Genomic DNA, 26,399 nt, shown 5'->3' on the forward strand with positions numbered 1-26,399 from the left:
GCAGCACATCACCGGAAGTGGAACCGGCGCCAACCCCCAGGCGAACCAACCGGGCCACACCACACTGCCCGAAAACAGAAAACAACCGCAGATCAACCCGCCGCCCCGCACAAACGACCATCACCCACCGTCATGAAAAATCGGGGCTAAGCGGGCCGCTACCCGCGATTACCCTACATCGCTTTATGGATGGTTTGTTCGGCGGTCGCCCATCAGGACGAATCCCCCCAAAGTGCTCCTAGATCGGTTGCGTGCGAATAGCCGGCGAGTGTGCTCCTGCAGGAGAATGCGGGAACTGGCGGGGGAGTACTTCTCAACGGCGCTGGGCGAGACGCTTGTTGCTCTGGGGCTTCGACGGAGCAACGCGACGGGACTATGAAGCCATGGCTATCCCATGGAGGCGCATCGGCAGCCGTCCCGTGAGTTCGGGGCTACCTACCGCCGCGAAAGACCGGCTCTGCCGGCGAAGGGTGGGTGCGCTGGGACGCAATAGGGGAGTAATGGCCTGAAGCCCTGACGTGCGGCTACCCGACATTGAGCCGTGATGGTTCAGTAACGACCCTTTCTGAGGGGCATCATTGGGCAGTGAACGGGCGGCGGTCGATCCGATTCATGTTTTCCAGCTGTGTTTGGGGCGCGCTAGGGGTCAGACGAAAACGTGCGTTTCTGAACGTCCTGGCATGCCCGCGGGCTTTTGATGGGCCGTAGTCGGCAAAACCGACCCTGCCGGTGGTAGGTGTCGGATTCCTCGCCGAAGATCCGCAGCTCGACCGTGCCGGCGCCGCCAGTGTCCCGGTTTGTCCCGGCACTGGTGGCCGTGAATGAACGCCACGGCGTGACCGTCCTCGTGGACCGCCAGCCGAACCTGTGCCGCTGGGCGGTGCACACCCTTGTCGACGGTGAGGACTTCATCGTCTCTGGTCCCGCCACGGCCAGCCGACCAACCCCTCCAATCGGGAACTGGCTGCCCAGATCACCCAGGCCGTCGGGCGGAACGCCAAGCGCACCGGTGAAACCCCCTCGCAGGTCTTCACCGGCGAATGGTCAACGGCGGAGCTGCTGTGAGCCAAATCCGACCTGCCGGTCACAGACCTGACGGCTCCGCCGGCGGCCCTGGCCGCTGCCCACGAAGCCGTTGCCGAGGTGGAGCGCGGGCTCGTGTCCGGGCTGGTCCTGGCCCGCGACTCCTCCCGGGGCCGCGGCAAGTCCGTCAATGGGTGCGGCTACGTCCTGGCCTACTCCAACGGCGCAGACCCGATCCTCGGCGCGTACACGTCCGTGTCCACCCACAGCGGCATCCGCGCCGGGGAGCTGGCAGCGATCCGCCGTGGGCTGCAGTCCACCCTGGCCACCACCCGGTCCTGCGCGAGGGCGTTGGGGACCTAAGTTCCTCACCGACTCCAAGGCCGCCCTGGAGGTCCTGGCGCGCGTCTCCACCGGCCACCTGCAGCCCTTCGATGACACCGATTCGGTCGCGGATTGCAAACGCATCCTGGGCTCGGCACGCGGCGTGAACATCTCCTTCGAGTGGGTCCGGGGCCACAACGGCCACCCGCTCAACGAACTCGCTGACCGGCTCGCCGTCCTGGCCCGCCGCAACCGGAGATGGGGTGTTGACGAGGTAACCAACGCAAGGATGATTGCCTCCGTACGCGCCGACGCGAGGAGCATCCGGCCAGAGGCCTGGGCCGCATGACCCGATCTTCGCCGCAAAAATCCAACGACTGGATTTCCTGCCGTTTGTCGCCATGAAATCAGCTAGGATGCTCCCAGCCGGTACTTTCCGGCATCCAAATGGGGGATTCATGCGTTCAAGACTTACCTCGGCCGTGCTCGGTCTCGGCCTCCTCAGCAGCTCTCTTCTCGCGGTAGCACCGGCCCACGCCGCGCAGGTCTGTCAGACAGCACCCAATGGCGCCCCTTACTGCTACGACAATGGTGCCGGCGTGGGTTTCGGCACCGGAGGCAGTTCTGGCGGGGACGGCACCGGCGGTATCACCACGCCAGGGGCCGTTCCGGCTCCACCGGTCAACAGGGACGCCAGCATCAGCGCAGCCGCAACCAGATACAGCCTCGGCTCGCCGCTGGGCCCTGTCCGGGCCGGCCTGAAAGATGGCGGGGCGTACCGGCAGTACCAGCGAGGCTTCGTCGTCTGGTCACCGGCGACCGGCGCCCAGATCTCGCGCGGCGCCATCCGCAGCGCGTACGCCAAGCTCGGTTTTGAGAAAGGGCGCCTCGGCTACCCGACCACCGGTGAAGTGACCACGCCTGCGGGGACCTACCAGCAATACCAGGGCGGAACCATCGGATGGTCGTCGTCCGGCGGCGCACATGCCCTCGGCGGCGCCATCCGCACTAAATGGCAAGCTACAGGCGGCATCACCGGACCCCTCGGTGCCCCCGTTTCCGATGAGACGACCGGGCTGCGGGCCGGCGGCGCATCGCAATCTTTTCGCGGGGGAGCGGTCGTCTGGTCGTCCTTTACCGGGGCGCAGGTATCCAAGGGAGCGATCCGCACCGCTTGGTTGAAGGCCGGTGCCCAGAACGGCAGCCTCGGCTATCCCACCGGTGGCGAGTTCAGCACACCTCATGGTTCAGTCAGGCAGAGCTTCCAGCACGGCCAGATCACCTGGACCGCCAGCACTGGTGCCACGATCATCCCCGGGACGCCTCACGCCGCCGGCTGAGCCGCACTGCGGATCCCAGCGACCTAATCCGCCTCAACCAATTGCCGTCTGCTTCCCTTGTTGGCTGTGAAGCGGCACGAACACAGCCTTCAGGAGAACGCTCGAAATGAAGATCATCAAAAGTATTGCTGCGGTAGTGGCAGCAACCATTCTTTTTTCCGGCGCCGGCCTCTCCGGTGCTGTGTTGAACGCCGCTCCGGCTTACGCCGCGTCCACTCAGTCCGAGATCGACGCGGCCGTCGCCCAGATTTTCAAGGACACAAATGCCCAGCGTGCAGCGGCAGGGCTGAAGCCGCTGATTCTCTCGACCAGCATGAGCCAGGTGTCGCAGGAGTGGACACAAAACATGGCGGCGAACCAATGGATGAGTCATAACCCGGATTTCCAAAGCCAGCTGCCCCCGCACTGGATGAGCGTCGGAGAAAACGTAGCGATGGGGTACACCCCCGCCACGGTCGTGGCCGCCTGGATGGCATCACCCGGGCACAAAGCCAACATCCTCGGCAGCAACTACACCCACATCGGTCTTGGCTACTATGTGGACGAAACGGGGCGCGGATGGTTCACGCAGAACTTCGGCCAGTACTCGATTCCGACCCTTAGCGCGGTCGCTGACCCCACCAATCTGGTCTCCTCCACCGAGTTCACATCCAGGTGGCCGGCCAAGACCGGTGAGATGGTTTCGGAGTACGTTGCCGAGCTGCATGCCGCAGACGGGGCTCTCCTCGAGACTCAGCGAATTGACCCGCCGGTATCGGAGGTGACGTTCAAGGGCCTCACCGACAAAACCACCTACACGGTGAACATCACATCCCACGGCAAGGATGGCACGGGCCTGGACTACTACTCCCAGCCCACCACCTACAACGTGACCACGTTCAACGACCTGCCATCAGTTACTGCACCCACGGGCCTGCAGGCATGGCCTGGCATTCACACAATTCAAACCGTGTGGACTGCGCCGGGGTCCTTCCACGGCAATCTGCAGCCGTACACCGTGGAACTCAAGCAGGGGTCATTGGTCGTGCGGTCAGCGACGACAACTGACACCCAGTATCTTTTCTCGGGTCTTCCGGGCAACGCCCAGTACACCGCCAGCATCAAGGCGACTTCGACGATTCAGGACCGGGTAGCGACGGCCGTTGCGACCCTGGACACCGCCACCGGGCAGGATCTGACGGAAGCGCGAGTGAGTGTCCCCACCAGCTTCGCCGTGACGGCTCCGTCGTTTTCCAGCATCTATGCGGCGTGGGGTTTGCCGCAGGATCAGTCAGGAATTGCACTCACTTACACCCTGACCTTGCAGGCACCCGGTAAGCCGGACGTGGTCGTGCAGACTCAAGGGAACGACTACCTGTTCGGGGGACTGGATCCGAACACGGCCTACTCGGTCATGATCCAGGCGGCCGTAAAGGCCTGGGAGAGCACGAACACCGCCACCTCCGGGATCGTCTCAGGGTCGGTGACCACGCCGGAGGACCCGAGCAAAGTCGCGGTTGCGCCTCCGACGCTGCTCTCCGCGGACGTCGCACCCACCCAGGCGACACTGAGGTGGACAGCACCGGAGAACGTCACCGGCAGGCTGACCAACTACACCATCACCGTGAAGTCCGCCGGTAAGCCGGACAGGACGAGCACCACCACGGACACTGAACCCTCCTATACCGTCATCGGGCTCCAGGAGCACACCTCCTACACCTTCGAAGTGAAGGCAAACGCCGTATCGGCCAGCGGCGCCGTCCAAGCATCCTCAACCCCGGCGTCGGTCACCAAGACCACCCCTTACGCGCCAAGCACGGTCATTGTGGCCGCACCGCAGAACGTTACGGCGACAGCCGCCGGCTTCGACCACATCATTGCTGCCTGGACAGCCCCTGCCGGCACCGTGGGTTCTCTCATCGGCTACAGGGTCACCCTGAAAGATGGGACCGGAGTAGTCGACTCCAGGATTGTCAACGCCCTGAACACCAGCTTCACCGGTTTGAAGGACAACACCTCCTACACGGTCGAGGTCGCTGCCCTTGCCTCATCTCCGGACAGCACGAAGACTGCAGTGTCCGCCGTCGCCAAAGCCACCGTTGCCACCCCTGTCGGGCCCGGGACTGTCGTCGCACCTAACGCCCCGGCCCGTCTGGCTGCAACACCCGTCACCTACGACCGGGTCACGCTCAACTGGACGGCACCCACCGGCATCATTGGCGGAACGGTGACCGGCTACACCGTCACCGTGTCCCAGACCGGCCACCCGGACAGGGTGCTCAAGGCCGCCGGGGCCTCCCTGGCCGTCACCGGCCTGACCGGGAACACGGCCTACACGATCTCCGTTGCCGCCAATGTCAGCTCCGCCGACGGCCAGAAACAGATCACTACGCCCAAGGCATCCGCGGTCGTCACGACACCCTACTCGCCGTCCACCGTGAAGGTCGGCGCGCCTGCCCTGACCGTCTCCGGCGTGGGCGCGGACCGGGCAACCGTCTCTTGGAAGAAGCCCGCGGTCACCGGTTCCGTCACCGGTTACCGGGCAACAGTGAAGCTTGGAACGCGGGTCCTGCAGACCCATAGCCTGTCCGCGGCCACCCTTGCCAAGGTCGTGGTCGGCCTGGCAGAAAACACCGGATACGTCGTCGTGGTGGAGGCCTTCGCCGTGTCACCCGACGGCAAGCACACTGCCGGCTCATACAACACCAAGGCCGTCAGGACCGGCTTCACCGCCGCCTCAACTGTCCGGGTGCATGCCCCGGCCGTGGCCGTCTCATCCACCCGCTCGGCCGTCACGGCAACCTGGACCAGTCCCTATGTTTACGGCAAAGTCGTCAACTACACCGTGTCGATCAAGCAGGGCACGCGCGTCCTGGCAACCTACACGACAGCAGGCGGCAGGATGACCTTCTCGGGATACCTCAGGCCGGGCACCACCTACACGGTCAGCGTCAGGGCCAACGCGGTGTCAGCTAACGGCAAGTACACGGCGACGGCGACCACCACGAAGACGATCGCGACGAGGCGCTAGGCGACGGTCAGTGCGCCCACTGGGTGCTGGGAAGTGTCCGCCGGGCCCGGAGACTGCTGGGTAGATGCCTTCCGGGCCCGGCTGCTCTGAAGCTGCGGGTGCGGCTGCCTTTAGCTTCAGGGACGGGATCATCTTCCGGTCGGCCCATTGTGAATGGCAGATACCGGCGCGGGATCATGGCGGCCACAGCACTCATTTGAGGGGAGAGGCCTGGGAATGCTTCCCGAGGTCTGGCGGGGGCGCAGCACCGCCCGTGACAGCCTTCGCAACGATCTCTCGCCCAGCACTCGCCCTACCGCCTCGCCCGACGGCAGCACCTCCCACTACCGATGCACCGTTAGCTCGGATGCTGCCGGGCCGCCGTCAAGAGTCGGCCGCGAAAAAGGAAGAGGTCAACAATGTCGAGACGGCGCCAATGACGGTAAGCATGCCCACCGTCATTCGCAACCGAGCCAAGGCCGCATACAAGGCGACCAGCTACGAGGGGGACAACACATGGGCCCATTTCGTCGCTAAAGCCATCGAAGCAGAAACCCTCCGGCGCGAAGCCGAACACAACCAGGGCGAGATGTACCCGGCATGGGGGAGAAGCTGCCCGGAGGTCGGAGGCTCAAAGGCAGCTGAAAGCGTGTCGCATGTGTAAACGAATGGCCCCGGAGCGTTTCCGGGGCCATTCTCGCGGAAAAACAACCAATTTCTTGGGCCTGCGGCCTAGCGCTGCTCGGGGAACTACCGCGATGGCTCCTGTTTGACAGCGGTCACACTGGTCCTGAATCAAACTTCCAGAGCCAGACTGTTCGCTTTCCTTATGCCTTTACGACAGGGGCCCTCTTTTCCATTGGCAGTTAATTGCACAACTAAGCATGATCGGAGTGCGCTGTCTTATATGTTCGGCAAGTTTTTTGCTCTCCCCGTCTCATGTCTTGTCTATGCGCATGTAGGTGACATCGAAGGAACTCACTTTGCGGAATTCCTGCAAATGATGCTCCAAGTCCATGACATTTTGCGAGACGTGAGGATAAATATCCAGCCCCCGGTCGAGCTTTATCTTCCACCCGGTGTCCGTAACGATGCTGCGGGCGTGAAGCTTGGTGTAGAAAAATAGCTGAAGCTGATTCTGGTCGGCACGAAAGAGTCCCGGATTCCCTCGAGGTACTTCTCCTGTGCGTGAGGCCTTTCTGGGTCCACTCTGCTATCTCTGTGAGTTCTCAGATCGACTTTCACCGGAGAGAGGCCATCGCCCAATTCGAGGATCTCGAGAAGAAGTTCCATGAGGTTGCGGGCCTGGTGGAACATCCGTATGTATGGGTCCGTGATAGTGATGTGCTCTGCCCCGACAAGATAGGGACATAGCAAGTCCCGGAAGGTAATCCCTGTCTCTCCCTGTGCGAACTCCTTGTACCCCTCGGAGAGGGTCTGCTCTGCCTTGCCGGGAATTCCTTGGTGTCCACTTTCTCGGGGCGACCGGTCGGGGCTGACTCCCTCTGTGCCCACAGGACCATGAGATTGTCCGCCGGCGCTCTTCTCTCTGCTATTGCTTGAAGGTGTTCCCTTCTGATCATCCGTAACTGCTGTCGACGGCGAGTCGATCGTGAGAACAGTGAAAAGACCCGGCGCAAGCATGGTCAGTTCGTTTTCCTGCAGAAGTCTTGGTTCGTCCACCTCATTAGCCGTTTGGCTTGAGACCGCTGTCCCGTTGGGTATGTCCCTTAGGGACGCCAATAGCTTGTCCGGATCAGCATGGTAAAAGGCGCAAATCTTTGAGATTATGCTTGGCCCAACCAAGGATTCCGGCCGGGTGCCGATAATTTGAGTGCGGCCATGCAGCAAGGCAATGATGTCGCCGGGATCTTTGCCCAGGAGGGATGCCACAGTCTCGAGCCGCCAAAATTCAGGCCTCCGATCCAAATTCTCCCTCGGGGGTGCACGAAACGGCCGTGGCCCTCCCGGCGTGGGGCCGCCTCCACCCAGCCTGGCGTCCGCACTAGACCCCAGCGATGGGTAGGTGATTCTGCCTCCGGAGCTCCTGCGGCGTTCAACTTCGTTTCTCAGCCGTGTTACGACGGCCGCCTCGAGCGTCGACGATGCGGAGCGGACAAACTCCCCGAGTTCTTGAAGAATGTGGACAGCAGCAACAGAAGTTATCCCGAGCTCCTTTGCCAACTCGTGGACCCTAACCTTCGCCATGCCTATCGCCTCCAAGGAGACCACTGCTGTTCTTGTTACAAGTGAACTTTATGCAAGGGTAGTTGCATCGCAAGGCTACCCATGAGGTTCATGGGTATCGACTGGCTCATCCGAACCCACCTTCGCGACCGGCGGCATTACCGTTGCATACCCCTAGCATCAGACCAGAACGGCCACCGGAAACGACGATGATCCAGAGGTCGACCGCCCGCCTTCGGGATAGAGGACTACAAAGGCCGCAACGTCATCGAACGCAATTTCAACACCTTCAAACAGTGGCGGCCCCTGGCAACCCGCTAAGACAAGCTCGCCGTCACCTACAACGACGGAGCAGTCCTCCGAGCACTCAGCATCCGGCTAACAGCTTTAGGAGACACGCCCCAGGTCGCTAACGCAGTCCTCTAAGGATCACTCGCCCGGGATTGGGAATTCTATGAAGAAGCTCTGCCAAGCGCTAAGGGCGACGAGGAATCCGCCGGCAGCAACGAGCAATCCCCCGGCCGCCAAGGTGTTAGGCCGCCACTTTCGCTTGGCTACTCCGAGCACCCTCGTGCTCGCAAGCATCATCAGAACGCCTCCTATTCCGGCCAAGGTGGCGCCAACAGCATTCGCCGTTATGCTGCCGGCCTTACCTGCGTTGACGATGAAGCTGGCATCCAGCCACCACACCGCAATCGCCACTGCTGCCAGGACCACAACCGACAAAGTGATCTCTCTCTTCGAGAGATCGGACGGCTCCACTTCCGGAGCGTCCCGCAGCGATTGTTCGCAAGGACTATTTGTTGAATCCATTTCCCCCCAATGATATTTGGGCCGTCCACGATGGGAGCCACGCAAGAGCGTACTGCCTATGTGAACTGCGATGATAAATGGCGGCATTTTGCGGAGCTATATGTCGCAGTAGAGCATCAGGGGCAGTCTTCAATTGCCAGTGGGTGCCCGCTACTGCAAGGTGCGCAACCACTGGTTCTCAAAAACGACCGTTTTTGACCACGCGCCGGACGATAGGCCCGGAACGAACCGAATTGCTCCTTATTCTATGGATCGCAGCGCTAAATGGCGCCGAGGGCAACGGTATTTGGCGGTCAGTCCCTCACTCGACGGGCTGGAAAGGAGTTCCCGCCCGAGGCCGCCGTCGTGAGGACAGCACACCATAGAGAGCGATCACGACCAGGACAAAAGTTGCAAGAACTGATGCGTTGAGCACGAGCGAGAGTTCCATCTGATGAGGCAGAAGCATGGTTTGGTCCCACCCCGCGTTGTCGGCGCGGGTGATGAAGTCTGTGTCGATCGGATTCCACAGGATGGCCGCGGCGCTTGTTGCCACCAAGGCGCAGAGGCTGAGGACAAGGTGGACGACGGCTAGTGCCGACGGCTTTCCATTTTGATTTGTCCGACTTTGGTCCAAAGCTTCCCCGTTTCGTCTCGATGATGGTCGTTCCAGCCACTGTCATTACACGGCCCGGTGCACGAAGCCCCGAGCGAAGTCAGCCGGGTGTGCCCCCTCGATAGGATTCGAGTGCGTCCCTTCTGCTCCACTGCCTGGTCAGGAAAGCGTCCACCACGCAAGAAATGGCAAAGGTCGACCAGAAAATCCACAAAGGTGCCAAACCCGAAAAAACCAATGCCATGACGGCAACCACGAAGCCGGCAGAGGCAATGCCATAAATTCGGCGCGCAGAGGTCGCGAAACGGGCCTCTTGCATCTCGTGAAAGTAGTTCAGCATCAATCCCCCCAAGGTTTGATTCGGAGCCTACAGCACCGGCTACTCCAAGTAGCGTCATAGGTGCGGCAAATACCGCTTAGTCACAGGTCTGGGTCAGCGCTCACCTCTGATGCTCTGTTCTTCGTGCGGTAGGCGCTGAAACACAGATACTTTCCGTGCGCCACTGACAGCAGGCCGCAGCCCCTATGCTTGCCTCGGTTCCCGCCAGCAGTTGCGGCGTGCTTGCGGTCTGACCCACCGCGTCTCGATATACAACAGCTTTTCAAGACATTGGCCGGCCGAAAGCCGTGGGGAGCGATTTTGGCCGCGTTTTCTCGCTGCCTATCGAAGATAAGCGGGCCGTGGTAGCTTCTGCTTGGATTAGGAGTTCCCATGCGATTGCCTTCCAATCCGGCTCCTGATACCGCTTTCGAAAGCAGAGGCAACGATGGCAACTCTATTGATCTTCCATGAGGTCGACGACGTTGACCACTGGCTCAGCTCGCCGCGACGCCAGGAACTCTTCGGACCTATGGGAATGACTGTCCGAACCTTTGTCGACCCGGGGAAAACCAACCGCGTCGGCCTGATCGTCGAAGTTCCGGACATGGACACGTTCCAGCGAATGATGGAGTCCGAGGCAGCGGCCGACGCCATGAAATTCGACGGCGTACGCCCGGACACGATCCTGATGCTGGTCGAACCCGAGCCCAGCACCTGAGCCGGGAACGGAGTGCCGGCGCGTCTTTGAGGGGTGCAGCTGCTCATACCTGCAATCCACCGAGGCAGAGTCGTGACCCTGTCGCGAAAAAGTCAACTAACTTGGAATAGCGCCGTGTTCGACTGACTGAAACAGGCGGAAACACAATGTAGGAGGCTGCAAGGGAACAGACCAAGAAACGTGCTTCGGTATTGGGTTCGCTGAAGGAGCGCTGGCATTACGGGCTGCGGCTGGGAAAGCAGCTACAGAGCTCAGTGTTTCCCGGGCACCAGATTTACGTATTGCTGCGCCGTTACCGCCAAGACACAGGTCTTGAAACTGATCTTGATCGACGCGGAGGACATGCCCGGGTATCTACTCGCCGGCAGCGAGGGAGCCATCGGAGAACTCGCCCGCCTGCTGACCGCCGCGCGGTGGCCGCCCAACCACTTTGCTGGCATCAGGGTTCACCTGTAATGCGCTGGCGTCGTCCTCAGCATTGTTCCGTGATGCCCCGCGCCGTCTCTTCCAGGGTTCCGGCTGCAGGCAACCTGCAGGCGCGGTCTTAGCAACTGACGGTTAGCGTGAATCGTGCAGACCTTCAGCGCCGCCGAGCGCTGTCGTCCTACTGATTCACTCGAACGTGTTACGCGGGCCCAAGTCCTTTACCCGCTGCTTCGCGGGCGCGACACTAGTTCCGTGAAGATCCATGAGTGGTGGCGCCTGGTCAGCGCAGAAGCGCGGACTTTTGGTTGATCGCGCACAAACGGAGAGCCCCTGAATCCTCTGGTGGCAGCCGAGATTATGTCGGCCACAGGCGGTAAGAACCCGGATGGTGGGCAGCCTTCATCCACTGGCGTTGGCAGAAGGAATCGTGTCTTGTGGTGACCAGCGATCACTGCGAGACTGGGCAGTGCGTCGCGCCGCACCCTCGTTAGGTTGAGGAGTTGCCACGAGGCCGGCTCGGTCCGCACCATCCTCACCGTAGTGCCGTTCCAAGGAGGCTCGCCATGAAAACTGTCGTGCAGTATGGAATCCGCCAGATCGGGCCGGGTGAGGGCGCATGATTGAGGTTGGATTGTCGGTGATCTTAAAGGCCAAGCCCGGCAAGGAGAAGGACGTCCGGGAATTCCTCCGCAGCGCGCGCTCCGTCGTCGAACAGGAGCAAGGTACGCGTGCCTGGTTCGCCCTCGAGTTCGATGAATCGACTTTCGGGATCTTCGACGTATTCCCCGATGACGACGCCCCGTCGGACCCACCTGTCAGGGGGTGTCGGGCAAGCACTTGCCGCTCAGGGAGCAGAGCTGTTCAGCGCGGAGCCGAACATACAGAACATCGACGTGCTCGCGTACAAGCTGCCCGGTGAAAGCGGATAGAGGTCCACCAGCCCGCCGTCTCGGCACCACGATGCTGCTGTCCCGCATCCGTCTATCTGTAGCCCGGGGCGCCGGCGCGATGTTTGGCCACTGCTTTCCTCAGGCGTCGCCCGGCAGCAAAAGGCACCGGGCAGGAGGGCCACCTCATGCACAGGCGTAGGAGCAGATGGTGACACGTTCGGACACCAAGCGTGCCGAGGCGTTCAGCGACGCCGTTATCGCGATCGTTATCACGCTCCTGGTACTTGAGCTCACGCCGCCAGAGACCGAGCCCGGGGGGCTGCTGGCTCGTTTGCTGGGTCAATGGCCGACATACCTGGCGTATGCGGCCTCCTACATCTACTTGGCCGTGATCTGGCTCAACCACAAATCCGCCTTCTCCCGTATCCGGGAGATGGACATCGGCCTGCACTGGGCCAACCTGGGAATCCTCGCAACGCTCGCGCTTTTACCTTGGCCGACAGCCGTGATCATCGATACAGCCAAGACGGGCAATCTCGCCGACGAGCGGGTCGCGGTCGCGCTGTACGCGATCATCGGGGCACTGCTGTGCCTGTCATGGCTGGTGTTTTTCTCGCACCTGGCGCGGCATCCTGACCTCACCGAGGATGAGGTCGAGGAATTTTACTTCGTGCGCGAGCGACCGCGTGCTCTTGCCGGGGTCGTGCTGTACCTCGCGGCGGGAACGGTAGGTGTCCTCGTCCATCCGCTGGTCGCATCGGTGATTTTCGTGATCCTGCCCGTTTTCTACGGCCTCACCAGCCACGGGTTCGACCATCGGCCGGCTTTCCTCCGAGGTCTGTGGACCAAGTGGCAGGAAAGCGCGTATTGGGGAGGCCGGCGTGGAGTTCCGATTCCAAGGAATTGGGACGGGAGCGGTCAGGGCATGCAACACATTCACCGCCCATAGGGGGAAGGCTCGGCGTGTGACGTGATTGGTTGTCTATGCAGGCGATCCTATGACCAGCACTGTGCGAGCTCGCATTCCAGACACGTCGGGGGCAGGGCGGCCCGCCCTCGGTCCTCTTAGGCATGATTTTCCAGAACCACCATTCCTGCAACCCGCACGTCAAAAACGACCGTTTCTGGAGGCTGTGTCGGGCAGAGCGGAACAGGGGCCCGAGTTTGGGGCGCAGTTTTACTGCGGCGCAACGCGGATTTGGCAATGTCGGGAAGGACCATTTTTTGAGTGCACCACGGCCAGGCGCGACAGCGCCGCCAGCGGGGCCTTCAATACGATGTCCCAATCGGCGCCTTCGCCGACCCAACGATGATGGGCGCTCGAAGCGCATCGTCTATTTGATCTTGTTGCGTCCTGCGCCTGCCGAGCGGTAGTGCCGCCCCTGTTGCGTGACGGCCAAGGGGCGCTCTGGCCGTCCTGCGTCATGTGCCGGCTTGCTGGCCCTGAAGACCCAGGTGAGCAGTTGGGCTGTCCCCGCCAGAGCGAGCAACACGCACAGAGCAGCAACATAGAGCAGGAAGATCAGCGCCGCTACCGTGAACGTGCCCAGAAACGCCACGAGGAGACCTGCCGTCCGGGGATCATCCATCGCACTTCGAACCCAACCGCCCGGGCCCTACCCGAAGGGCGGATGCTGCTGCCTGGTCGCCAGGACGGCGAGGTCGTGGATGAGCTGTTGCACTTCGCGTTCACGGCCCTGTGAAGAAAAGAGAGGAGCCGCCGGCGGCCCGGCGGGAGGGGCTGGTTTTGGGACAGGCGCTGCTGAAGCCGGTTCCTCGATTTCAAAAGGATCAATAAATCTAACCGGTTGCATCACAACGTCCCCCCAGTGTCCATGGTCTGCTCTGTCTACCATGAACAGACCCCGTCTATCGGCGGACCACTCCGGAAAAATCACGTTCGTTGTACCTCGGCGCCGTTCAAACAACCTCACAAGCGGAATCGCGACCGCCCTCTGCGAGGGGCCGTAACGTCCCATATCCCTAGGTTTCGAGGCTTAGAGGCTTAGAGGTTTTGAGACACCTGTTGGGTTGTCCGTTCGCTCAGCCTTTGGAACGATGTAACTGTCTTCAGAAGCAGGGGCCGCGACCACAACACTTCGGCGGCTCTGCTGCGCCATTGAGGTACCCGTTATGGAAGACCCACGGCGGACAGCGAGGGCCATGATTGAGCAACAGACCATCACCCTGGACGATCTTTGGGTGCGGTACTGGGCCAACGGCGGCAGTGCTCACGCCTTTGAATTCGATGCCTATCTCAATGGGGCCCAGGAACTGGACCCGTTTGAGCTCAAGATACTTGCTTGGTCCCTAGAATAACTGGACGCCGAATAGTCCTCGAGGCACGGCCATGCTATGCCCGTTTAGCTGTCCACGCCGGTCATCGCCTACTGCGCCTTGCAGCGGCATCTTTGAATCGTGCTGCCTCCAATAAGTCATAAGCATGCTTGCTAATCTGTGTGTGCTGTGGCTATGTAGGTCAGAAGCAGATCCGGCAGGCAGCATTACAGCGTCCTCCGACTGCGCATCCCCGTCAATGCTTCACCGATCCAACCCGGAGGCTCTCATGCGTACTCAGGTAGAAACCAGCCGTGCAGCCCAGGCCCGGCAGCTCCAGGACGCTCTCGTCCTGCGCCTTGCGAAGGGCAGGGAATGGGCGACACCCGGCATCGAAGCGGCGTTGCGGCGCATGCTGACCGGCATAGACAGCGGATTGGAAGCGGCATCGCCTCGGCTGCAGGCAAGCCTGCGGACCATCGCCGACGAGCTCGCCGGCGGAGTGGAAACCGCAACGCCGAAGCTGCATGAGCGGATATCACGGTTCATCCCGGAAGCAGCCGTCCCGGTCGGCAAGCCAGTCCGGAAAACCTGGCTCGTCGCCGCAGTGGCCGCGGCGGCCATTACCGCCGGCGTCGCACTCTGGCAGGCGCTGCGTCCATCACCACAGGAGGTGCGATCCAACCAAACGGCAGGCGCGGAGGAGCCTGCTCAGGCTGAGCAAGTGGGCATCAACCAGCTGTCGTAGTCCGGCCCCGCCCCTGAGGGTTCTGGCTGTAACCCTGTAAAGCATTATGAGGGAGGGGCCGCGGCAAGCGCCGCGGCCCCTCATGGCATTTATGTCAGTGCTCGTGTTGCTACCTGCGCGTGTCGTCGATCCCGTCGGTGTCGATGCGTTCCTTGCGGACCTCTTCGGTGACGGTTTCGTGGTCGGTGACCGTGTCCTTGTCGAGGCGGACCCGCTCAACAGGAACGGTCTCCTTCTCGACCACGGGACGTTCCTCGTGGAGCGTAACCTCGTGTTCTTCTTCGCTGATGGCAGGACCGTCGAGGGCCGCGTCGCGGTTGGCGTCGGTTATGGGCTCGCGCTCGATCCTGACTTCTTCACGCTGTACCGGGACGGTCTGGGTGACGTTCTCCGTCGTGACATACTTGCGCAGCCGCGCCCGGCCGGTTGCCTGCCGTTCGGTACCGACGTTCAGACGCTCCTCGGAGCGGGTCATCGCATCATCGGTCGTGGGTCCGGAGGTATCCCGCCCCACGGTGTTGCGGGCGTCATAGTCTCGATCAGTCCGGGCGTCTCCATCGTCTCGGTAGCCGCCCGCGACTCCGGCATCTGCATCGCCCCGGTAGCCGCCGGCGGTGCCGGCCTTGGCGTCAGTGTAGGTGCGCTGGCCGCCGCCGAGGCTGTAGTGCTGGTAGAGCCGGTCTTCCTTGGCGGGGTCTAGGTGGCCGTCCGGATCAACACCGGGCGCGTCCTTGACCTGGTCCTGGTGTAGGGGACGACGATGTCATCCCCCTCAACGCGGGCGCCCTCCAGCGGCACGAATGATTCCTTGGTACCGAACAGGCCTGTCTTGACGGTGACCCAGTTGGGCTGGCCGGTGTCGTCGTCAGCGTAGACCTGGCCCACGCCGCCGATCTTGGCCCCGTCGGTGCCCACGACATTGCCGTTTCCGGCGAGCATGCGGTTGATATGTTCGTTGCTGATCATGGCTACTCCTTTGGTACGTGTCCAGCTTCTTGTGCAGACGTTCTACGTCCACCGGGGACGACGCAATGCGTCCTTGGTGATCGTCGCCGTGATCTGGGGCATCATCGCCGCCGTGCTGGCCTCCCTTGGCCGTAAGGAACTCAAGCAGATCAACGGCATGCCCCAGACAGGCGAAACAATCTCTGAAATTCCCCCAACCCTAAAACCAGGTGAGGTAAACCGATGAGTGATAACCCCGATGCAATCCGTCAGGAAATAGAGGAAACCCGTGCACGTCTGGGCACCAATGTGGACGCCGTCGCGGACAAGGTCACCCCGTCCAAGATCGTCCAGCGCTAGACGGACAAGGTGAAGGGCAGCGTCAAGGACGCAGTGACGGGGGTCAAAGAAAAAGTCATGGGAGTAGCAGATGCCGCTACCGGCACTGCCCAGGACAAAGTCTCCTCGGGAACCGGCCACGCCGGGGACGCCCTGCACAGCACCGGGGACAGCCTGCACGGGGCCAAGGACACGGTCGCGCACAGACTCAGTGACGCCGGTACGGCGATCGCCCACGCCCCGGACCAGGTCAAGACCGCAGCCCATGGCAACCCCCTSGCMGCCGGGCTGATCGCGTTCGGCGCCGGGMTGCTCRTCTCSTCCCTSATCCCTGCAAGCACTAAGGAACGGCAGGCCGCGGAACAGCTCAGAACCGGCGCCCAGCCGCTTGCCACCCAGGTAACTGAGACGGCCAAGGAGATGGTCGAGGACCTGAAGGAACCGGCCCAGGAAGCGCTGAAAAGCGTCAAGTCCACAGCCGCTGACGCCGTACAGAGCGTCAAAGCTGAAGGCCAAAGCGCCGCCAGTGACGCAAAGGATCGCGCTGTCGATGCCAAGGACAACGTCCAGAACACGTGAGCGGCCAGGGTGAGTTCCCGGAGCCGCCACGCGGGCACGGGCGGCGGCTCACGGACCCGGACCCGCAACTTCAGGCCCGCGGCCCCCGGCATATGAAAGCCACGCCCTACCCCGCCCCCGGCCCGTGGGCCACGCACAGGCTGGTCAGCATCGCGGCCCGGCTTCAGGAACGCCGACTCAACCAGAGGCTCGTCAGGTACAAACTGACGATCTCCGCGCTGGATGCCATGGAGGCGGTTGCGGAACTTCAACCTGCCACAGCCTCAGATGTGGCAGCGGTTCTCTGCGTGAGCAGGCAAAGTGTCGGCAAGGTCATGGAGCGTCTGCAGAGCCTCGGGTTTCTGGCGAAAGAACCCGGCCGTGATGGCCGCAGCGCCTACCTTCACCTCACACCGGAAGGACGTGACGTCCTCTCCGCTGCTGAAAATCTCATCCAAGAGGGGAACGGAACTGAACCAGCGGACGACTACGAGTTCCGTCACCAGCTCGAACGACACATCCGCCATCTCAGGAACGCAGAACAGGCCATGCCACCGGGCATGGAATAGGGAAACGGCCGCCCCGAACAGTGCCGACCGTGCTGGCGCTTCGACCGGAGATTCCCAGTGAGCTGCTGTGAGGTCAGGGGTGCACGCCCGTGACGGGCGAAATCTTCGTATGGCGAATCGACCGTCCCGACCGATCTCTGGTGAGCGGCGTTACTGGGGCAGGACCAGGTCAAGCAGAGCCGGAAACGTTGTGACGCCGTCTTCTGCCATAAAGTGTCCGGCCCCAGGGTATACCTGCAGCCGCGCGTCCAGACGCCGGGCGAGCTCATCCGATGCTGCCGGCGGCACGAAAGGGTCAGTTTCAGAGCGGATTACTGTACGTTCGTTTACGCTTGTTGCTACCCGTTCGACGTCAACGTCAGTTGCGAGGAATCCATCGAGTTCCGGGAGTGATTCCAGTGGTTCAGTGAAGCCGGCCACCAACACGAGACAGCCGAGCTCCCAAGGTTCCGGAAGCCCCGCGAGTACCCGCAGGGCAGTGACCACGCCGAGGGAATGTGCCACGACGACGGTCGCCCCATCGGGCTCTCCCAGTGCCGCACTGACGGCATTCTCCCACGCCGCCTTATCAGGATTGTCCGGGTCGGGAAGGGGAACGACAGTGACCACTGTCCCTTCAGCTTCGAGGGCGCTTTGAAGCCAAGGGAACCAGTTCGCATCCGGGGAAGATTCGTATCCATGGACGATGACGACACGCTGGACGGGTCGAACCGGGACGCTGCCGTCTCTTACGTTCATAGGCAAAGACTCTAAAGGGCGTCCCGGAGGCAGTGGCTGCTGACTCCCCACGAAAACAACGGTCATTCTCACCCAGGCCGACGTCGCCAGGAATTATCCGGAAGACCGGGTGGGCGAGCTCGTAGATCTTCAGGCCTTCGTACGCCCACAGGTCATGTTCTGCAGGAGCAATTTCCCGTCCCGGTTGATGAACCAGGCAATCGAAAAGGACCGTGACTTTCAACAGCTGGTCCTGACTGAATTAGTAACAACGTAGCAGGGGAGTATGGCCTGGTCCTGCTCGACCGTCCTCCAGGGAATGAGCGTCTGCAGGCAGCAGCTGCTGCCTTCGTGGCCGCCAGCCCTCTTATCCAACCTCTGGCTGAGCGAGCAGAAGTCCGGACAGCGGTGAGGGGCAGGCGGGAGGCATGACGGCGGGCAGATGGAGCCCGCCGCGCAGTTTAAGAATGTACGGCTTTCAGCACCTGCACCGTCTCACCCGGCCCGGCTCAGGACCGACTGCCCTTTGACCCGTCCAAGATGACTGAGCGGTCACATCCTCAGTGCGGCGCCTAGCGACGTGGTTCCTCTGTGGCGTCAGGGTCCTCTTCGGGTTCGAATGTGTTGGGCTCAGAATCAGCAGCGATACCGATCCCGTCCCCACCCCCAGGAATCCCGCCGTCGGCCGTACCCTTTTGCGGTTCGTCCTCGGGCAGTGAATCAGGTGAATTGATCGTCATGGCTCCTCCTTCATTGGCTGGCGTTCCACGCTAACAGCTGCGAGGCGACAGGCACCGTATAAACCCGAGAAATTTTGAAGGCCATCCCGGGAGTTCTTATGGGAGCATGATCACCGCCATGCAGAACGCACGCTTTCCTCAAGCTCTACCGGCCCGCCACTGGACAGAGCCCTTGTCCTCAGGCTCTGCCTTCCCCTGGGCTCCGTCACGGAACCAGCACTGCACTGCGCTTCTGGGGATATAACCTCAGACACGCGGGCTGCCAGTTGCCCGATCTGCGACATTTGGTAAGTTTACTGATTATTACCATACGCCGCGGACCTTGGTCCTCGGCCGACCAGATAGTCGAGACTTGGCGATGTCAGCAGCGGTAACGGGAGGAAGCATGACACAGGAAAACCACGAGCAGGCTGCACCCGAGATGATTTTGGGCGGCGACTCCGAGGAGTTTGCGCCGGCTTCCTCGGGCTCGGGTCAGGAAGCCTCAGGCATCCCGGACGGCAGTGGCAATGATCTTCCGCAGGAGAAATCGCCGAATGACGATGACGAGAGTTTCGACGCCGGATAAGGCGGAGCATCAGAGTGCCTCAACCAGGGAAGCAGCCTGGAACTTTCAATCCTGCGGTCAACTCGACTTGGTCGGGAAGCTCTGACGCAGCCCGGGGCCCGGCCCTGGTTGCCAGGGCGCGTGTTCTCAGTACCGCGTACGAACTGTTCTCCCGGCGGGGTATCCGGGATGTCGGGGTTAGCGAGCTGATCGAGAGCTCCGGGGTTGCGAAGTCGACTTTCGACCGGCACTTCCCGTCGAAGGATGACTTGGTCAAGGCCGTTCTGGCCCTCCAGCACGAGGTCTGGTTCGAGGAAATCGTTGCCGTGGCACAGCGTCGCGGCGACACTCCGGAAGAGGAATTGCTGGTGATCTTCGATGTCTTCGCGGACCGGCTCGGAAGCGGAGGCTACAAATCCAACATGCTGATCAGGGTCCTCATGGAGATGGGCCCTGACCATCCTCTGGGCATGGCCAGCGTCGGATACCTCGCAAGGATCAGGGCACATGCGCGGGCCTTGGCCGAGGACGGCGGGCTGGAGCGCTGCGACCTGTTCGCCCGGGCATGGCACCTCCTGCTGAAGGGCTCCATCATCTCCACGATGGAAGGCGACCGGGAGGCCACCGAACTAGCCAAGCAGATGGCCAGCTGCCTCATCGAGCGCCACCGCCGCTCCCGGCCCTAACTTCGGTGCGCTTAGAACAAGCAGTCCCGGGAAGTATTGCCGAAAATGGGCCGTGGAAGTACACCAAAGTTCTTACCGGACCTCACAGGTCGCGGCGCTGCAGGAAGACCGCAGCCACACAGGGGCGCGGCCGACGGACTGGGCAGACCACTCCAAGGGGTCAAAACAACCCTGACCCGGTAGAAGTCGTCAAACGCCAAATCGAAGGAATGGTCTCGCGAGCTGAGCAGTTCCTGGACCGCGTCAGCGGTCAGTAGCAGCAAATTAACGTCCTCGGCCCGCCCAAACTTAGTTTGGTGGGGTTCTCAGGAAATGACGTCCGAGGACCTGTTGCGGGTGGCAGTACATCTGGCCAGAGAGCGACTCGATCAGTCTCAACGAATCCGAGTGTCTTTTCCGCAAGCCACCTCTGGATGGAGCGTACGGGGCGGACCAAGTCGAGGAAAACCTGACCGCCGGAGCAGCCGACACCAAGGGTGACATTATCGCTACAAAAGCTTGCCACTTAATGCGGCCATTCACGGAGTTGGCCCGCACGTGTTCACCAAAAACGACCGTTTCTGGCCTACCGTCGGCAGGCCCTCCGGAAGAAGGCTGTGACTGTTGGCGGTAAATGGCGATCTTTTTGCGGCGCTAAATGTCGCCCCTGCTAGTCGGGAAGCGCTCGTGACCGCCTGTAGAACGTGCTCGGGACATACCGAGATCCCGGGCAACCTGCGCCGCGGGCTCGCCACCTCTGACCAGGCGAACAACGCTTCTGATCTGACTATCAGTGACCCGGCGGGGCCGGCCGCCAAGATCCTTGCCAGCTTCTCTTCGCTTTCGAACCGCGGACCCTATCGTCGAGTTGGTCGCAGGCGTCGCAGATTCCGGTCGACAGCAGCTGCAGCCCGCATGAACCGCAGACAGGACGCCCCCGGCCGGATCTTGACCACAGCACGACCGTTGTGTCAACAAAGGATTGCATCGAGGTCAATTCCGGAGGACGTGGCAGGAGCGATGGGTTCGCCGCCTTGAAGCCGGTAGGTCTCCGCAAGTTCAGTTGGTCAGCACCTTCAAGCAGAAGCCGATCTGCAGCAAGAGTCAGGTAGGCGATCTCCCTGTGTAGGGCCGACTCTTGCCACTGCGTGTCGCCTGGTCCGTGGGCACGACTCGTGGATAGGCAACGCGCGCGAGCGACCTCAGCTGCCAGAACGGGCGGGAACACCGGTTGTCCATAAATCGCCCGATGTCGGTGAACCTCTAGCGATATGGACCTGGACGGACGACAATCATCACGTCAGGCAACGACGCCTGGTGATATCCCTTGGGGTAGACGTGAATGTTCAGAGTCCGCAAGAAGTAGACGCCATCGCGGAAGAGCCTAAGCAGGCAGTCGAAACTTACAGGCATCTTCGGATGTTCTTGATCGCGCTTCCGGTCTTCCTGCTGATAACAACTGTCATTGGCGGGTGGATGCTGGGCGACTTCGCCGACTCCATCAGTGCAAACTACGCCACTCCGCTACGCGACATCTTTGTCGGTGTCTTGGTGGCCATCGGCGCTTGCCTCATTGTGTACCGTGGCAATCCAGTGGAAGACCTTGCCCTGAACGTTGCAGGCTTCTACGCCATGTTCGTCGCGTTCGTTCCGTACTCACTGAATGAGGTCCTCACGGGCAGGACCAGACTGCAGGGGCAAGAACTGACGGATGCAGAAGCCGCCGCGGATGAACTGGTGAAAGTTCTGCCCGTCATCGTCATATCGCTTGTCGTCGTTGCCGCCGTCTTCATTGGCGTGGAGTGGGCCCGGGGTCTCCTGAGGAGGCACACCAAGAGTACGTCAACGGCGCACAGAATGATGTTCTTCGTCACGCTCGGGCTGGGCGCAGGGTTCCTCATCCTGTTGCTGGTGACGGGGCTGATAATGGGCACCTATGCGGGTATTCACATGGTCGCGGCGATCCTCATGATCGTAGGCCTCGCCACCGCGATAGCCAGTCACGGCTGGGACCCTGACGCCAAAGAGAGCACCCCCAAGATCGCGGCTCAGTATCAGGTGATCGTGTGGTTCATGGGCGTGGTCGGGTTGGCACTTATCTTGGACTTGGTCTTTGGACTGCCCTTTGAGAACGCCGTCGCGTACATCGAGTGGGCCGCGATCATCCTGTTCATCTGGTACTGGGTGGCGGAGACAGTCCGACAGGAGAGTCTTATCAACACCGGTTAGTGTCCTGCATGGGTGGCGACCCATTGCTGGGCGTCGAGGTTAGCAATACGCCGGTAAAGGGTAGCCCTGGACATGCCGAGGTCGCGGGCGACGTGGGATGCGGGTTGGCCCTGTTCGATGAGTCGGCGGGCGTTGGCAATCTGGCTGTCGCTGAAAACCGGTCGCCGTCCACCGAGGTCCAGGCCAGCCTCGCGCCGTTTGGTGTTGGAGTCATTGACACGTTCGCGTTTGATCTCGAGTTCCATCTGAGCGAGGGCTGCCATGACGGTGAAGACCATGGACCCCATCGGCGTGCCGGTATCCACGTTTCCACCGCCGAGGTTCAGCACCCGGAGGTTCACCTTCTGCATCCGGAGCTCGTCAGCCAGGGCAAGCATGTTCGACGTCGAGCGGCCAAGACGATCGAGCGTCGTGACAACCAAGGTGTCCCCTTCATGCAGGGCCTCCAGCGCTTTGTCGAACTGCGGCCGTTGCGCATGGGACCCACTGACCCCGTGGTCAACATAGAGGTCGTCACGCCGGACGCCGGCGGCGAGTAGGTCCCCGACCTGCCGATCGGAATCCTGAGCGCGCGTCGACACCCTCGCATATCCGATGAGCTTGCCCATGTGACTCCTAACCGTCGAAAAACTCAGAAACTGTCTTGCAACCTTGCCTCAAGTCACGAATCGGCGCCCCTGCTTAGGAGACATGGTATCAAGACATAGGAGGAACAGTAGGGACGGGGATATTGTGGTGTCTTGTCCGCGTGTCTTGCAACCCTAGGGATACAAGACCCCAAAGTTGTCACGGTGGATGCCAGCGATGAGATACAGGGACCCGTCGTGCTGCGCATGTTTACGAAGGCAGTTAGTCTTGGCTACACGAGATGCTGGGGGGCAAGAGATGGAACCAATCACTGTTGACGGCGGCAAGGGCACCGCCGAGCTCGATTCCGGCGTTCTCCACCTTGTGTGGAAACCGGGGACTGTTCTGGCGGCCGATGATGTCCATGCGGCAATGGCAAGGGTCAATGAGCTTGCCGACGGTACCGAGTACCCGATGTTGATCGACATAGCGAACACCCAAGCGGTGACCCGTCAGGCCAAGTCCGTTTTCAGCGTCCAGTGCGCCGCGTCACGGATTGCCCTGCTTGGCTCAAGCCCGGTCAGTCGAGTCATTGCCAACTTCGCCATCGGTCGGCGGACACTCCCATGTCCCACCCGGTTTTTTACCTCCCGCGATGAAGCCATGTCGTGGCTTCTCCAGGCGCCGCCCCTTCCCTGACCCTGGTGGAACTGCGTCAGGCGGCAGCAGCTGTTGGGTCAAAGAAGGCCGGTCAGGGTCCCTCCGTCGGCGGAGGGCGGCACGATGGTGGCAGAAGATCGCGGGGCAGTACGCCCCTCGACTGGTGAGACGTTTCATATCGCAAGGGTTTCGAGACAGCCGCTGCAGGTAGTCGGTATGTTTTCCGCCGCCGCCAGTCCGGCCCCCTTTAAGGGTCCACCGGGCGATATTAGCGGTGAAAAGGGATCGCGCGATCCTTACCGTTGTTGAGTGACCCGTGTCCGCGTGAGGTCGCGGACGGTGTTGATCAGGCCTTCGACGTCGCTGGGGTTTGTGGTGAAGGAGGTGACGAAGCGGACGACCCCAGGTTCCCACCGGTCGTGGTAGAACTCGTAGCCGGCGAGGAGGAGGGATTCGATGACGGGTTGCGGCATGCGGCAGAACAGGATGTTCGCCTGTGTCTGGTTCAACAGCTGAACGCCAGGAAGCACGCCTAGGCCTTCTTGGAGCTTGGAGGCCATGGCGTTGGCATGGCTTGCGTTGCGCAGCCAGAGCCCGTCGCTCAGGTAAGCGTCCAGCTGGGCGGCCTGGAAGCGCATTTTAGAGGAAAGCTGGCCGGCTCTCTTGGTGCGGTAGGACAGTTCTTCGGTGAGCGTGCGGTCAAAAACGATGATCGCGTCAGCGGTCATGGCACCGTTTTTGGTTGCGCCGAATGACAGCAGGTCAATCCCGGCGCGCCAGGTCATGTCGGCGGGGCTGACATCAAGACCGGTCAGGGCGTTGGCGAATCGGGCGCCGTCCATGTGGGTCCGCAGACCGGCTTCCTTGGCAATTGAGGTCAGCTCGCTGATTTCCTCGATCGAGTACAGGGACCCTGTTTCGGTGGCTTGGGAAAGACTGAAAGCTGAGGGCTGGACGCTGTGGACGTCTCCGGTTTTGCGGCGGACGGCGGCGGCAAGGTGGGCGGGGTTGATTTTCGAGTTCTCGCCGGTGACGGGAACGAGTTTCGCACCGTTGGTGAAGAATTCCGGCGCCCCGCATTCATCGTTGTTGATGTGGCTTTCCGGGTGGCAGAGCACGCTGCCCCAGGGCGGCGTCATCGCCGCCAGGGAAAGGGCGTTGGCGGCAGAGCCCGTCGAAACCGGTATGACGTCCACCTCCCGTTCGAAGACCTCTGTGAAGCGGGCTCGTGCGCTGGCGGTCCAGGAATCCGCACCGTAGGGCGGGGCCTGGCCCAACGATGCGGCGGCCATGGCGTGGACAATCTCGGGGGACGCGCCGGCGATGTTGTCGCTGGTGAAGCCCTTTTGATGGTTGTCGAGGGTAGGGGTGTCCATGGTCGTAGTCCTTGAAGGGTTTCAGCTGATGATCGGGGAGGCTATGACGACGGTGACGTCGGCTGGCATCTCATCGGTCCGGTAGATATGGGGTGCGTCCCCGGCAAAGGCAAAGAAGTCTCCCGTCCCGAGTTGGGTCGGAGCGTCGGTGGGGCCCGCGGTCACGCGCCCTGACGCGATGAGGAGGTGCTCGGTTGTTCCCGTTGCGTGCGGGACACCGTCAAGCTCTGTATGCGCCGGCATGCGAAGCCGCCAGATTTCCAGGCTGTTCCCGCTGCTGATGCGACGGAGGAGTTCTCTGCCCACCTCGCCGTCTTCGAGTTCGGTGCCGGGCACGAGCACCGGCCCGGGGTCAGTGTCGCGGGCCAATAGGTCCGTCAAGGGGATACGGAGCGCGACCGCCAAGGCGTCCAGGGTCTCGATGGTTGGATTTCCTTTTCCGGCTTCCAACTGGGAAAGCGTGGCTTTGCTGATACCGGCGCGGCGCGCGAGTTCAGCCCCGGTCATGGCCCGCTGTTCACGACGGCGGGCAATCTGTGCCCCCACTGCGGCCGCTGTGCTCGTCGCAGGGGGCCGGGGATTTACGTTGGCAGTCATCAGCGGTCCGCGTGATGAGCGGTGTAGGAGACCTTGATCCGGCCTTTCTTCACCTTCAGCGGCGGCAGTTCGACGTCGTCGAGGTCTCCGAGGCTTTTGACATGGGTTCCCCCACACGCGGCAGAGTGCACGGTGCCGATGCTGACGGTGCGCCGGCCGGCTTCGTCCGTTTCGGCTGTCACCGGAAGGTCCGCCGCGATCGCGTCCTGCACGAACTTACGTAGATCAACGGTCACCTGCTCACGCCCCTCCGGCTCTGCCAGTCGGGAGTCGCTGCTTTCGTCGGTGAATTCGATGCGCGCCTGGCTGGGAAAGTGGATGTTTCCCGCCAGGACCCAGCCCTGGGCCCTGCCCGCGGCTTCGATCAGGTGCCCGGCTGTGTGCAGGGCAGCATGGAGCCTCCGTGCCTCAATGTCGATGCGCGCCTGAACGCGCTGCCCTGCGGCTAGAGCCGGCAAGTCTTCGCCCTCTGCGGCTTTGGCCACGACCAGACAGCTCTCCGCCTGGCGCAGTGGCGAGACCTCGATGCCATCTATCCAGCCACGGTCGGCAGGCTGGCCGCCTCCTTGCGGGTGGAAGAGGCAGTGCTCGACGGCGACCCAAGCGTCTCCGTCCGTTTCGCCAGTGGCCAGGACACGGGTTTCGGCCTGCTCACGATAGGTGTCCTCCAAATACGAAAGATGCTGCGCAGCACTCCTGTAGTTTTCCGTAGACGATTCGTTCACTATAATGAACGACCCGATGCGCGGTCAAATAGTCCGCTGGTCCGGGCATCCCCTGAATGGCGGCGGAGGGAGCGTGCGTTAGTGATGATCACCCCGGCGATGACGGTGACGCCGCCGATCATTTGCGCCGGGGTGTAGGCATGGCCGGTGAGGATCGTCAGTATTGCGGTGAAAACGGTGATGAGGTTGAGGAAAACACCGGCGCCCCCGGCCGGCAGTACTGTCAGTGCGCGGTTCCACAGCAGGTAGGAGAGCACTGATGGGAAGACCGCGATGAACAGCAGGGACGCGATGCCGGTACCTGTTGCGGGAAGGTGCGGGCCGCCGGTTGCCAAGCTGACCGGAGCCAGCAGGGCCACGGCCACTAGCCCGGGGTTTTCACGGGGCGCTGGCTGCGAGGCGTGTTTAAGCAGGGAAAGGGTGCTCTGAGCTGGGAAAATAGTGGTTGTCGAGACCGTTATTTGCCTTGCGAAGGAGCACCCTTTCGATGCAAAAGTATAGTCGCATGTTCCC

The 26,399-nt window shown here is 61.8% G+C and carries 28 protein-coding genes and 5 pseudogenes; 19 read left to right on the plus strand and 14 right to left on the minus strand.

Features of this window, described 5'->3' with window-relative positions; all coding sequences use genetic code 11:
- Window positions 1-1,143 precede the first annotated feature (1,143 nt).
- The 5 genes from AC1DFE_RS22450 to AC1DFE_RS22470 all read left to right on the plus strand — a co-directional run bounded on the left by AC1DFE_RS22450 (window position 1,144) and on the right by AC1DFE_RS22470 (window position 6,340).
- Entirely contained in the window at window positions 1,144-1,386 is a 243-nt protein-coding gene (locus tag AC1DFE_RS22450; RefSeq protein WP_476908060.1) for a hypothetical protein, read from the plus strand.
- Window positions 1,328-1,696 carry an RNase H family protein gene (locus AC1DFE_RS22455; RefSeq protein ID WP_476908061.1) on the plus strand — a complete coding sequence of 123 codons (369 nt, stop codon included), beginning with the start codon at window positions 1,328-1,330 and terminating at the stop codon, window positions 1,694-1,696. Before AC1DFE_RS22450 ends, AC1DFE_RS22455 begins: the two co-directional genes overlap by 59 nt.
- Before the next feature lie 109 nt (window positions 1,697-1,805).
- Window positions 1,806-2,687 (plus strand): LGFP repeat-containing protein, encoded by an 882-nt coding sequence (locus AC1DFE_RS22460; protein ID WP_476908062.1) that lies wholly within the window; start codon window positions 1,806-1,808, stop codon window positions 2,685-2,687.
- Between the two features lie 106 nt (window positions 2,688-2,793).
- Window positions 2,794-5,697 carry a fibronectin type III domain-containing protein gene (locus AC1DFE_RS22465; protein WP_476908063.1) on the plus strand — a complete coding sequence of 968 codons (2,904 nt, stop codon included), beginning with the start codon at window positions 2,794-2,796 and terminating at the stop codon, window positions 5,695-5,697.
- 346 nt (window positions 5,698-6,043) lie between these two features.
- On the plus strand, window positions 6,044-6,340 hold the full coding sequence (locus AC1DFE_RS22470) for a hypothetical protein (RefSeq protein WP_476908064.1): 297 nt from the start codon (window positions 6,044-6,046) through the stop codon (window positions 6,338-6,340).
- 273 nt (window positions 6,341-6,613) lie between these two features.
- Here the strand turns inward: AC1DFE_RS22470 and AC1DFE_RS22475 are convergent.
- The 4 genes and pseudogenes from AC1DFE_RS22475 to AC1DFE_RS22490 all read right to left on the minus strand — a co-directional run bounded on the left by AC1DFE_RS22475 (window position 6,614) and on the right by AC1DFE_RS22490 (window position 9,611).
- Window positions 6,614-7,320, minus strand: a pseudogene (locus AC1DFE_RS22475) (MIT C-terminal domain-containing protein).
- A gap of 420 nt (window positions 7,321-7,740) precedes the next feature.
- A pseudogene (locus tag AC1DFE_RS22480) lies at window positions 7,741-7,884 on the minus strand (translation initiation factor IF-2 N-terminal domain-containing protein); the annotation flags it as partial.
- A 408-nt stretch (window positions 7,885-8,292) separates the two neighbouring features.
- Complete coding sequence (locus AC1DFE_RS22485; protein WP_476908065.1) at window positions 8,293-8,625, minus strand: hypothetical protein; 333 nt, start codon at window positions 8,623-8,625, stop codon at window positions 8,293-8,295.
- Between the two features lie 746 nt (window positions 8,626-9,371).
- Window positions 9,372-9,611, minus strand: coding sequence for a hypothetical protein (locus AC1DFE_RS22490; RefSeq protein WP_476908066.1), 240 nt, complete (start codon window positions 9,609-9,611; stop codon window positions 9,372-9,374).
- Window positions 9,612-10,038: 427 nt separating this feature from the next.
- Here AC1DFE_RS22490 and AC1DFE_RS22495 point away from each other — a divergent pair, with 427 nt between their 5' ends.
- The 4 genes and pseudogenes from AC1DFE_RS22495 to AC1DFE_RS22510 all read left to right on the plus strand — a co-directional run bounded on the left by AC1DFE_RS22495 (window position 10,039) and on the right by AC1DFE_RS22510 (window position 12,576).
- Window positions 10,039-10,311, plus strand: a complete 273-nt coding sequence (locus AC1DFE_RS22495; RefSeq protein ID WP_476908067.1) for a hypothetical protein — start codon at window positions 10,039-10,041, stop codon at window positions 10,309-10,311.
- A 312-nt stretch (window positions 10,312-10,623) separates the two neighbouring features.
- Window positions 10,624-10,767, plus strand: a complete 144-nt coding sequence (locus tag AC1DFE_RS22500) for a hypothetical protein (protein ID WP_476908068.1) — start codon at window positions 10,624-10,626, stop codon at window positions 10,765-10,767.
- 586 nt (window positions 10,768-11,353) lie between these two features.
- Window positions 11,354-11,666: pseudogene (locus AC1DFE_RS22505) on the plus strand (putative quinol monooxygenase).
- A gap of 169 nt (window positions 11,667-11,835) precedes the next feature.
- On the plus strand, window positions 11,836-12,576 hold the full coding sequence (locus tag AC1DFE_RS22510; protein WP_476908069.1) for a TMEM175 family protein: 741 nt from the start codon (window positions 11,836-11,838) through the stop codon (window positions 12,574-12,576).
- 385 nt (window positions 12,577-12,961) lie between these two features.
- Here AC1DFE_RS22510 and AC1DFE_RS22515 read toward each other — a convergent pair whose 3' ends face one another.
- Window positions 12,962-13,216 carry a hypothetical protein gene (locus tag AC1DFE_RS22515; protein ID WP_476908070.1) on the minus strand — a complete coding sequence of 85 codons (255 nt, stop codon included), beginning with the start codon at window positions 13,214-13,216 and terminating at the stop codon, window positions 12,962-12,964.
- A gap of 574 nt (window positions 13,217-13,790) precedes the next feature.
- Between AC1DFE_RS22515 and AC1DFE_RS22520 the strand changes: the two genes are divergently transcribed.
- Complete coding sequence (locus tag AC1DFE_RS22520; RefSeq protein ID WP_476908071.1) at window positions 13,791-13,946, plus strand: hypothetical protein; 156 nt, start codon at window positions 13,791-13,793, stop codon at window positions 13,944-13,946.
- Window positions 13,947-14,193: 247 nt separating this feature from the next.
- Complete coding sequence (locus AC1DFE_RS22525) at window positions 14,194-14,652, plus strand: hypothetical protein (RefSeq protein WP_476908072.1); 459 nt, start codon at window positions 14,194-14,196, stop codon at window positions 14,650-14,652.
- A 109-nt stretch (window positions 14,653-14,761) separates the two neighbouring features.
- Here the strand turns inward: AC1DFE_RS22525 and AC1DFE_RS22530 are convergent.
- Window positions 14,762-15,618 (minus strand): annotated as a pseudogene (locus AC1DFE_RS22530) (DUF2382 domain-containing protein).
- Here AC1DFE_RS22530 and AC1DFE_RS22535 point away from each other — a divergent pair.
- Genes AC1DFE_RS22535 through AC1DFE_RS22550 form a run of 4 tightly spaced genes read left to right on the plus strand, consistent with a single transcriptional unit; the run spans window position 15,617 to window position 17,063 of the window.
- Entirely contained in the window at window positions 15,617-15,844 is a 228-nt protein-coding gene (locus AC1DFE_RS22535) for a phage holin family protein (protein ID WP_476908073.1), read from the plus strand. The pseudogene AC1DFE_RS22530 and the gene AC1DFE_RS22535 overlap by 2 nt on opposite strands.
- Window positions 15,841-15,957, plus strand: coding sequence for a DUF3618 domain-containing protein (locus AC1DFE_RS22540; RefSeq protein WP_476908074.1), 117 nt, complete (start codon window positions 15,841-15,843; stop codon window positions 15,955-15,957). Before AC1DFE_RS22535 ends, AC1DFE_RS22540 begins: the two co-directional genes overlap by 4 nt.
- Before the next feature lie 57 nt (window positions 15,958-16,014).
- A complete protein-coding gene (locus AC1DFE_RS22545; protein ID WP_476908075.1) occupies window positions 16,015-16,515 on the plus strand; it encodes a DUF3618 domain-containing protein in 501 nt (166 codons plus the stop codon).
- A complete protein-coding gene (locus AC1DFE_RS22550; RefSeq protein WP_476908076.1) occupies window positions 16,512-17,063 on the plus strand; it encodes a MarR family winged helix-turn-helix transcriptional regulator in 552 nt (183 codons plus the stop codon). Before AC1DFE_RS22545 ends, AC1DFE_RS22550 begins: the two co-directional genes overlap by 4 nt.
- A 150-nt stretch (window positions 17,064-17,213) precedes the next feature.
- On the opposite strand, the gene AC1DFE_RS22555 is transcribed toward AC1DFE_RS22550, so the two are convergent.
- Window positions 17,214-17,801, minus strand: a complete 588-nt coding sequence (locus tag AC1DFE_RS22555; protein ID WP_476908077.1) for an RBBP9/YdeN family alpha/beta hydrolase — start codon at window positions 17,799-17,801, stop codon at window positions 17,214-17,216.
- A gap of 551 nt (window positions 17,802-18,352) precedes the next feature.
- Window positions 18,353-18,520 (minus strand): hypothetical protein, encoded by a 168-nt coding sequence (locus AC1DFE_RS22560; protein ID WP_476908078.1) that lies wholly within the window; start codon window positions 18,518-18,520, stop codon window positions 18,353-18,355.
- Between the two features lie 385 nt (window positions 18,521-18,905).
- Here AC1DFE_RS22560 and AC1DFE_RS22565 point away from each other — a divergent pair, with 385 nt between their 5' ends.
- On the plus strand, window positions 18,906-19,088 hold the full coding sequence (locus AC1DFE_RS22565; RefSeq protein ID WP_476908087.1) for a hypothetical protein: 183 nt from the start codon (window positions 18,906-18,908) through the stop codon (window positions 19,086-19,088).
- A gap of 14 nt (window positions 19,089-19,102) precedes the next feature.
- The gene (locus AC1DFE_RS22570) at window positions 19,103-19,753 is read left to right on the plus strand and encodes a TetR/AcrR family transcriptional regulator (RefSeq protein WP_476908079.1); all 651 of its coding nucleotides are present in this window, start codon (window positions 19,103-19,105) and stop codon (window positions 19,751-19,753) included.
- A gap of 649 nt (window positions 19,754-20,402) precedes the next feature.
- On the opposite strand, the pseudogene AC1DFE_RS22575 reads toward AC1DFE_RS22570, so the two are convergent.
- Window positions 20,403-20,578 (minus strand): annotated as a pseudogene (locus tag AC1DFE_RS22575) (helix-turn-helix domain-containing protein); the annotation flags it as partial.
- A gap of 471 nt (window positions 20,579-21,049) precedes the next feature.
- On the opposite strand from AC1DFE_RS22575, the gene AC1DFE_RS22580 reads away from it, so the two are divergent.
- A complete protein-coding gene (locus AC1DFE_RS22580; RefSeq protein ID WP_476908080.1) occupies window positions 21,050-21,961 on the plus strand; it encodes a hypothetical protein in 912 nt (303 codons plus the stop codon).
- On the opposite strand, the gene AC1DFE_RS22585 is transcribed toward AC1DFE_RS22580, so the two are convergent.
- Window positions 21,958-22,569: a recombinase family protein gene (locus AC1DFE_RS22585; RefSeq protein ID WP_476908081.1), complete on the minus strand. Its 612-nt coding sequence runs from the start codon at window positions 22,567-22,569 to the stop codon at window positions 21,958-21,960. The two genes, AC1DFE_RS22580 and AC1DFE_RS22585, sit on opposite strands and share 4 nt — an antisense overlap.
- Before the next feature lie 277 nt (window positions 22,570-22,846).
- On the opposite strand from AC1DFE_RS22585, the gene AC1DFE_RS22590 reads away from it, so the two are divergent.
- On the plus strand, window positions 22,847-23,227 hold the full coding sequence (locus AC1DFE_RS22590) for a DUF7793 family protein (RefSeq protein ID WP_476908082.1): 381 nt from the start codon (window positions 22,847-22,849) through the stop codon (window positions 23,225-23,227).
- Window positions 23,228-23,484: 257 nt separating this feature from the next.
- Here AC1DFE_RS22590 and AC1DFE_RS22595 read toward each other — a convergent pair whose 3' ends face one another.
- Genes AC1DFE_RS22595 through AC1DFE_RS22610 form a run of 4 tightly spaced genes read right to left on the minus strand, consistent with a single transcriptional unit; the run spans window position 23,485 to window position 26,245 of the window.
- Window positions 23,485-24,564, minus strand: a complete 1,080-nt coding sequence (locus AC1DFE_RS22595) for a threonine aldolase family protein (RefSeq protein ID WP_476908083.1) — start codon at window positions 24,562-24,564, stop codon at window positions 23,485-23,487.
- A gap of 21 nt (window positions 24,565-24,585) precedes the next feature.
- Complete coding sequence (locus AC1DFE_RS22600; protein ID WP_476908084.1) at window positions 24,586-25,161, minus strand: helix-turn-helix domain-containing protein; 576 nt, start codon at window positions 25,159-25,161, stop codon at window positions 24,586-24,588.
- A complete protein-coding gene (locus AC1DFE_RS22605) occupies window positions 25,161-25,832 on the minus strand; it encodes an alanyl-tRNA editing protein (protein WP_476908085.1) in 672 nt (223 codons plus the stop codon). The genes AC1DFE_RS22600 and AC1DFE_RS22605 overlap by 1 nt, the downstream gene beginning before the upstream one ends.
- Before the next feature lie 53 nt (window positions 25,833-25,885).
- Complete coding sequence (locus tag AC1DFE_RS22610) at window positions 25,886-26,245, minus strand: EamA family transporter (RefSeq protein ID WP_476908086.1); 360 nt, start codon at window positions 26,243-26,245, stop codon at window positions 25,886-25,888.
- Between the last annotated feature and the right edge of the window lie 154 nt (window positions 26,246-26,399).

It is taken from the genome of Arthrobacter sp. 05T423 (assembly GCF_056396245.1).

Coding starts and splice junctions, on each gene's coding strand:
- AC1DFE_RS22565 (WP_476908087.1), top strand. CDS start 18,906: ATGACACAGGAAAACCACGAGCAGGCTGCACCCGAGATGATTTTGGGC.
- AC1DFE_RS22555 (WP_476908077.1), bottom strand. CDS start 17,801: ATGAACGTAAGAGACGGCAGCGTCCCGGTTCGACCCGTCCAGCGTGTC.
- AC1DFE_RS22465 (WP_476908063.1), top strand. CDS start 2,794: ATGAAGATCATCAAAAGTATTGCTGCGGTAGTGGCAGCAACCATTCTT.
- AC1DFE_RS22600 (WP_476908084.1), bottom strand. CDS start 25,161: ATGACTGCCAACGTAAATCCCCGGCCCCCTGCGACGAGCACAGCGGCC.
- AC1DFE_RS22585 (WP_476908081.1), bottom strand. CDS start 22,569: ATGGGCAAGCTCATCGGATATGCGAGGGTGTCGACGCGCGCTCAGGAT.
- AC1DFE_RS22495 (WP_476908067.1), top strand. CDS start 10,039: ATGGCAACTCTATTGATCTTCCATGAGGTCGACGACGTTGACCACTGG.
- AC1DFE_RS22590 (WP_476908082.1), top strand. CDS start 22,847: ATGGAACCAATCACTGTTGACGGCGGCAAGGGCACCGCCGAGCTCGAT.
- AC1DFE_RS22535 (WP_476908073.1), top strand. CDS start 15,617: ATGGCTACTCCTTTGGTACGTGTCCAGCTTCTTGTGCAGACGTTCTAC.
- AC1DFE_RS22525 (WP_476908072.1), top strand. CDS start 14,194: ATGCGTACTCAGGTAGAAACCAGCCGTGCAGCCCAGGCCCGGCAGCTC.
- AC1DFE_RS22490 (WP_476908066.1), bottom strand. CDS start 9,611: ATGCTGAACTACTTTCACGAGATGCAAGAGGCCCGTTTCGCGACCTCT.
- AC1DFE_RS22470 (WP_476908064.1), top strand. CDS start 6,044: ATGCTGCCGGGCCGCCGTCAAGAGTCGGCCGCGAAAAAGGAAGAGGTC.
- AC1DFE_RS22595 (WP_476908083.1), bottom strand. CDS start 24,564: ATGGACACCCCTACCCTCGACAACCATCAAAAGGGCTTCACCAGCGAC.
- AC1DFE_RS22515 (WP_476908070.1), bottom strand. CDS start 13,216: ATGGATGATCCCCGGACGGCAGGTCTCCTCGTGGCGTTTCTGGGCACG.
- AC1DFE_RS22520 (WP_476908071.1), top strand. CDS start 13,791: ATGATTGAGCAACAGACCATCACCCTGGACGATCTTTGGGTGCGGTAC.
- AC1DFE_RS22540 (WP_476908074.1), top strand. CDS start 15,841: ATGAGTGATAACCCCGATGCAATCCGTCAGGAAATAGAGGAAACCCGT.
- AC1DFE_RS22460 (WP_476908062.1), top strand. CDS start 1,806: ATGCGTTCAAGACTTACCTCGGCCGTGCTCGGTCTCGGCCTCCTCAGC.
- AC1DFE_RS22560 (WP_476908078.1), bottom strand. CDS start 18,520: ATGACGATCAATTCACCTGATTCACTGCCCGAGGACGAACCGCAAAAG.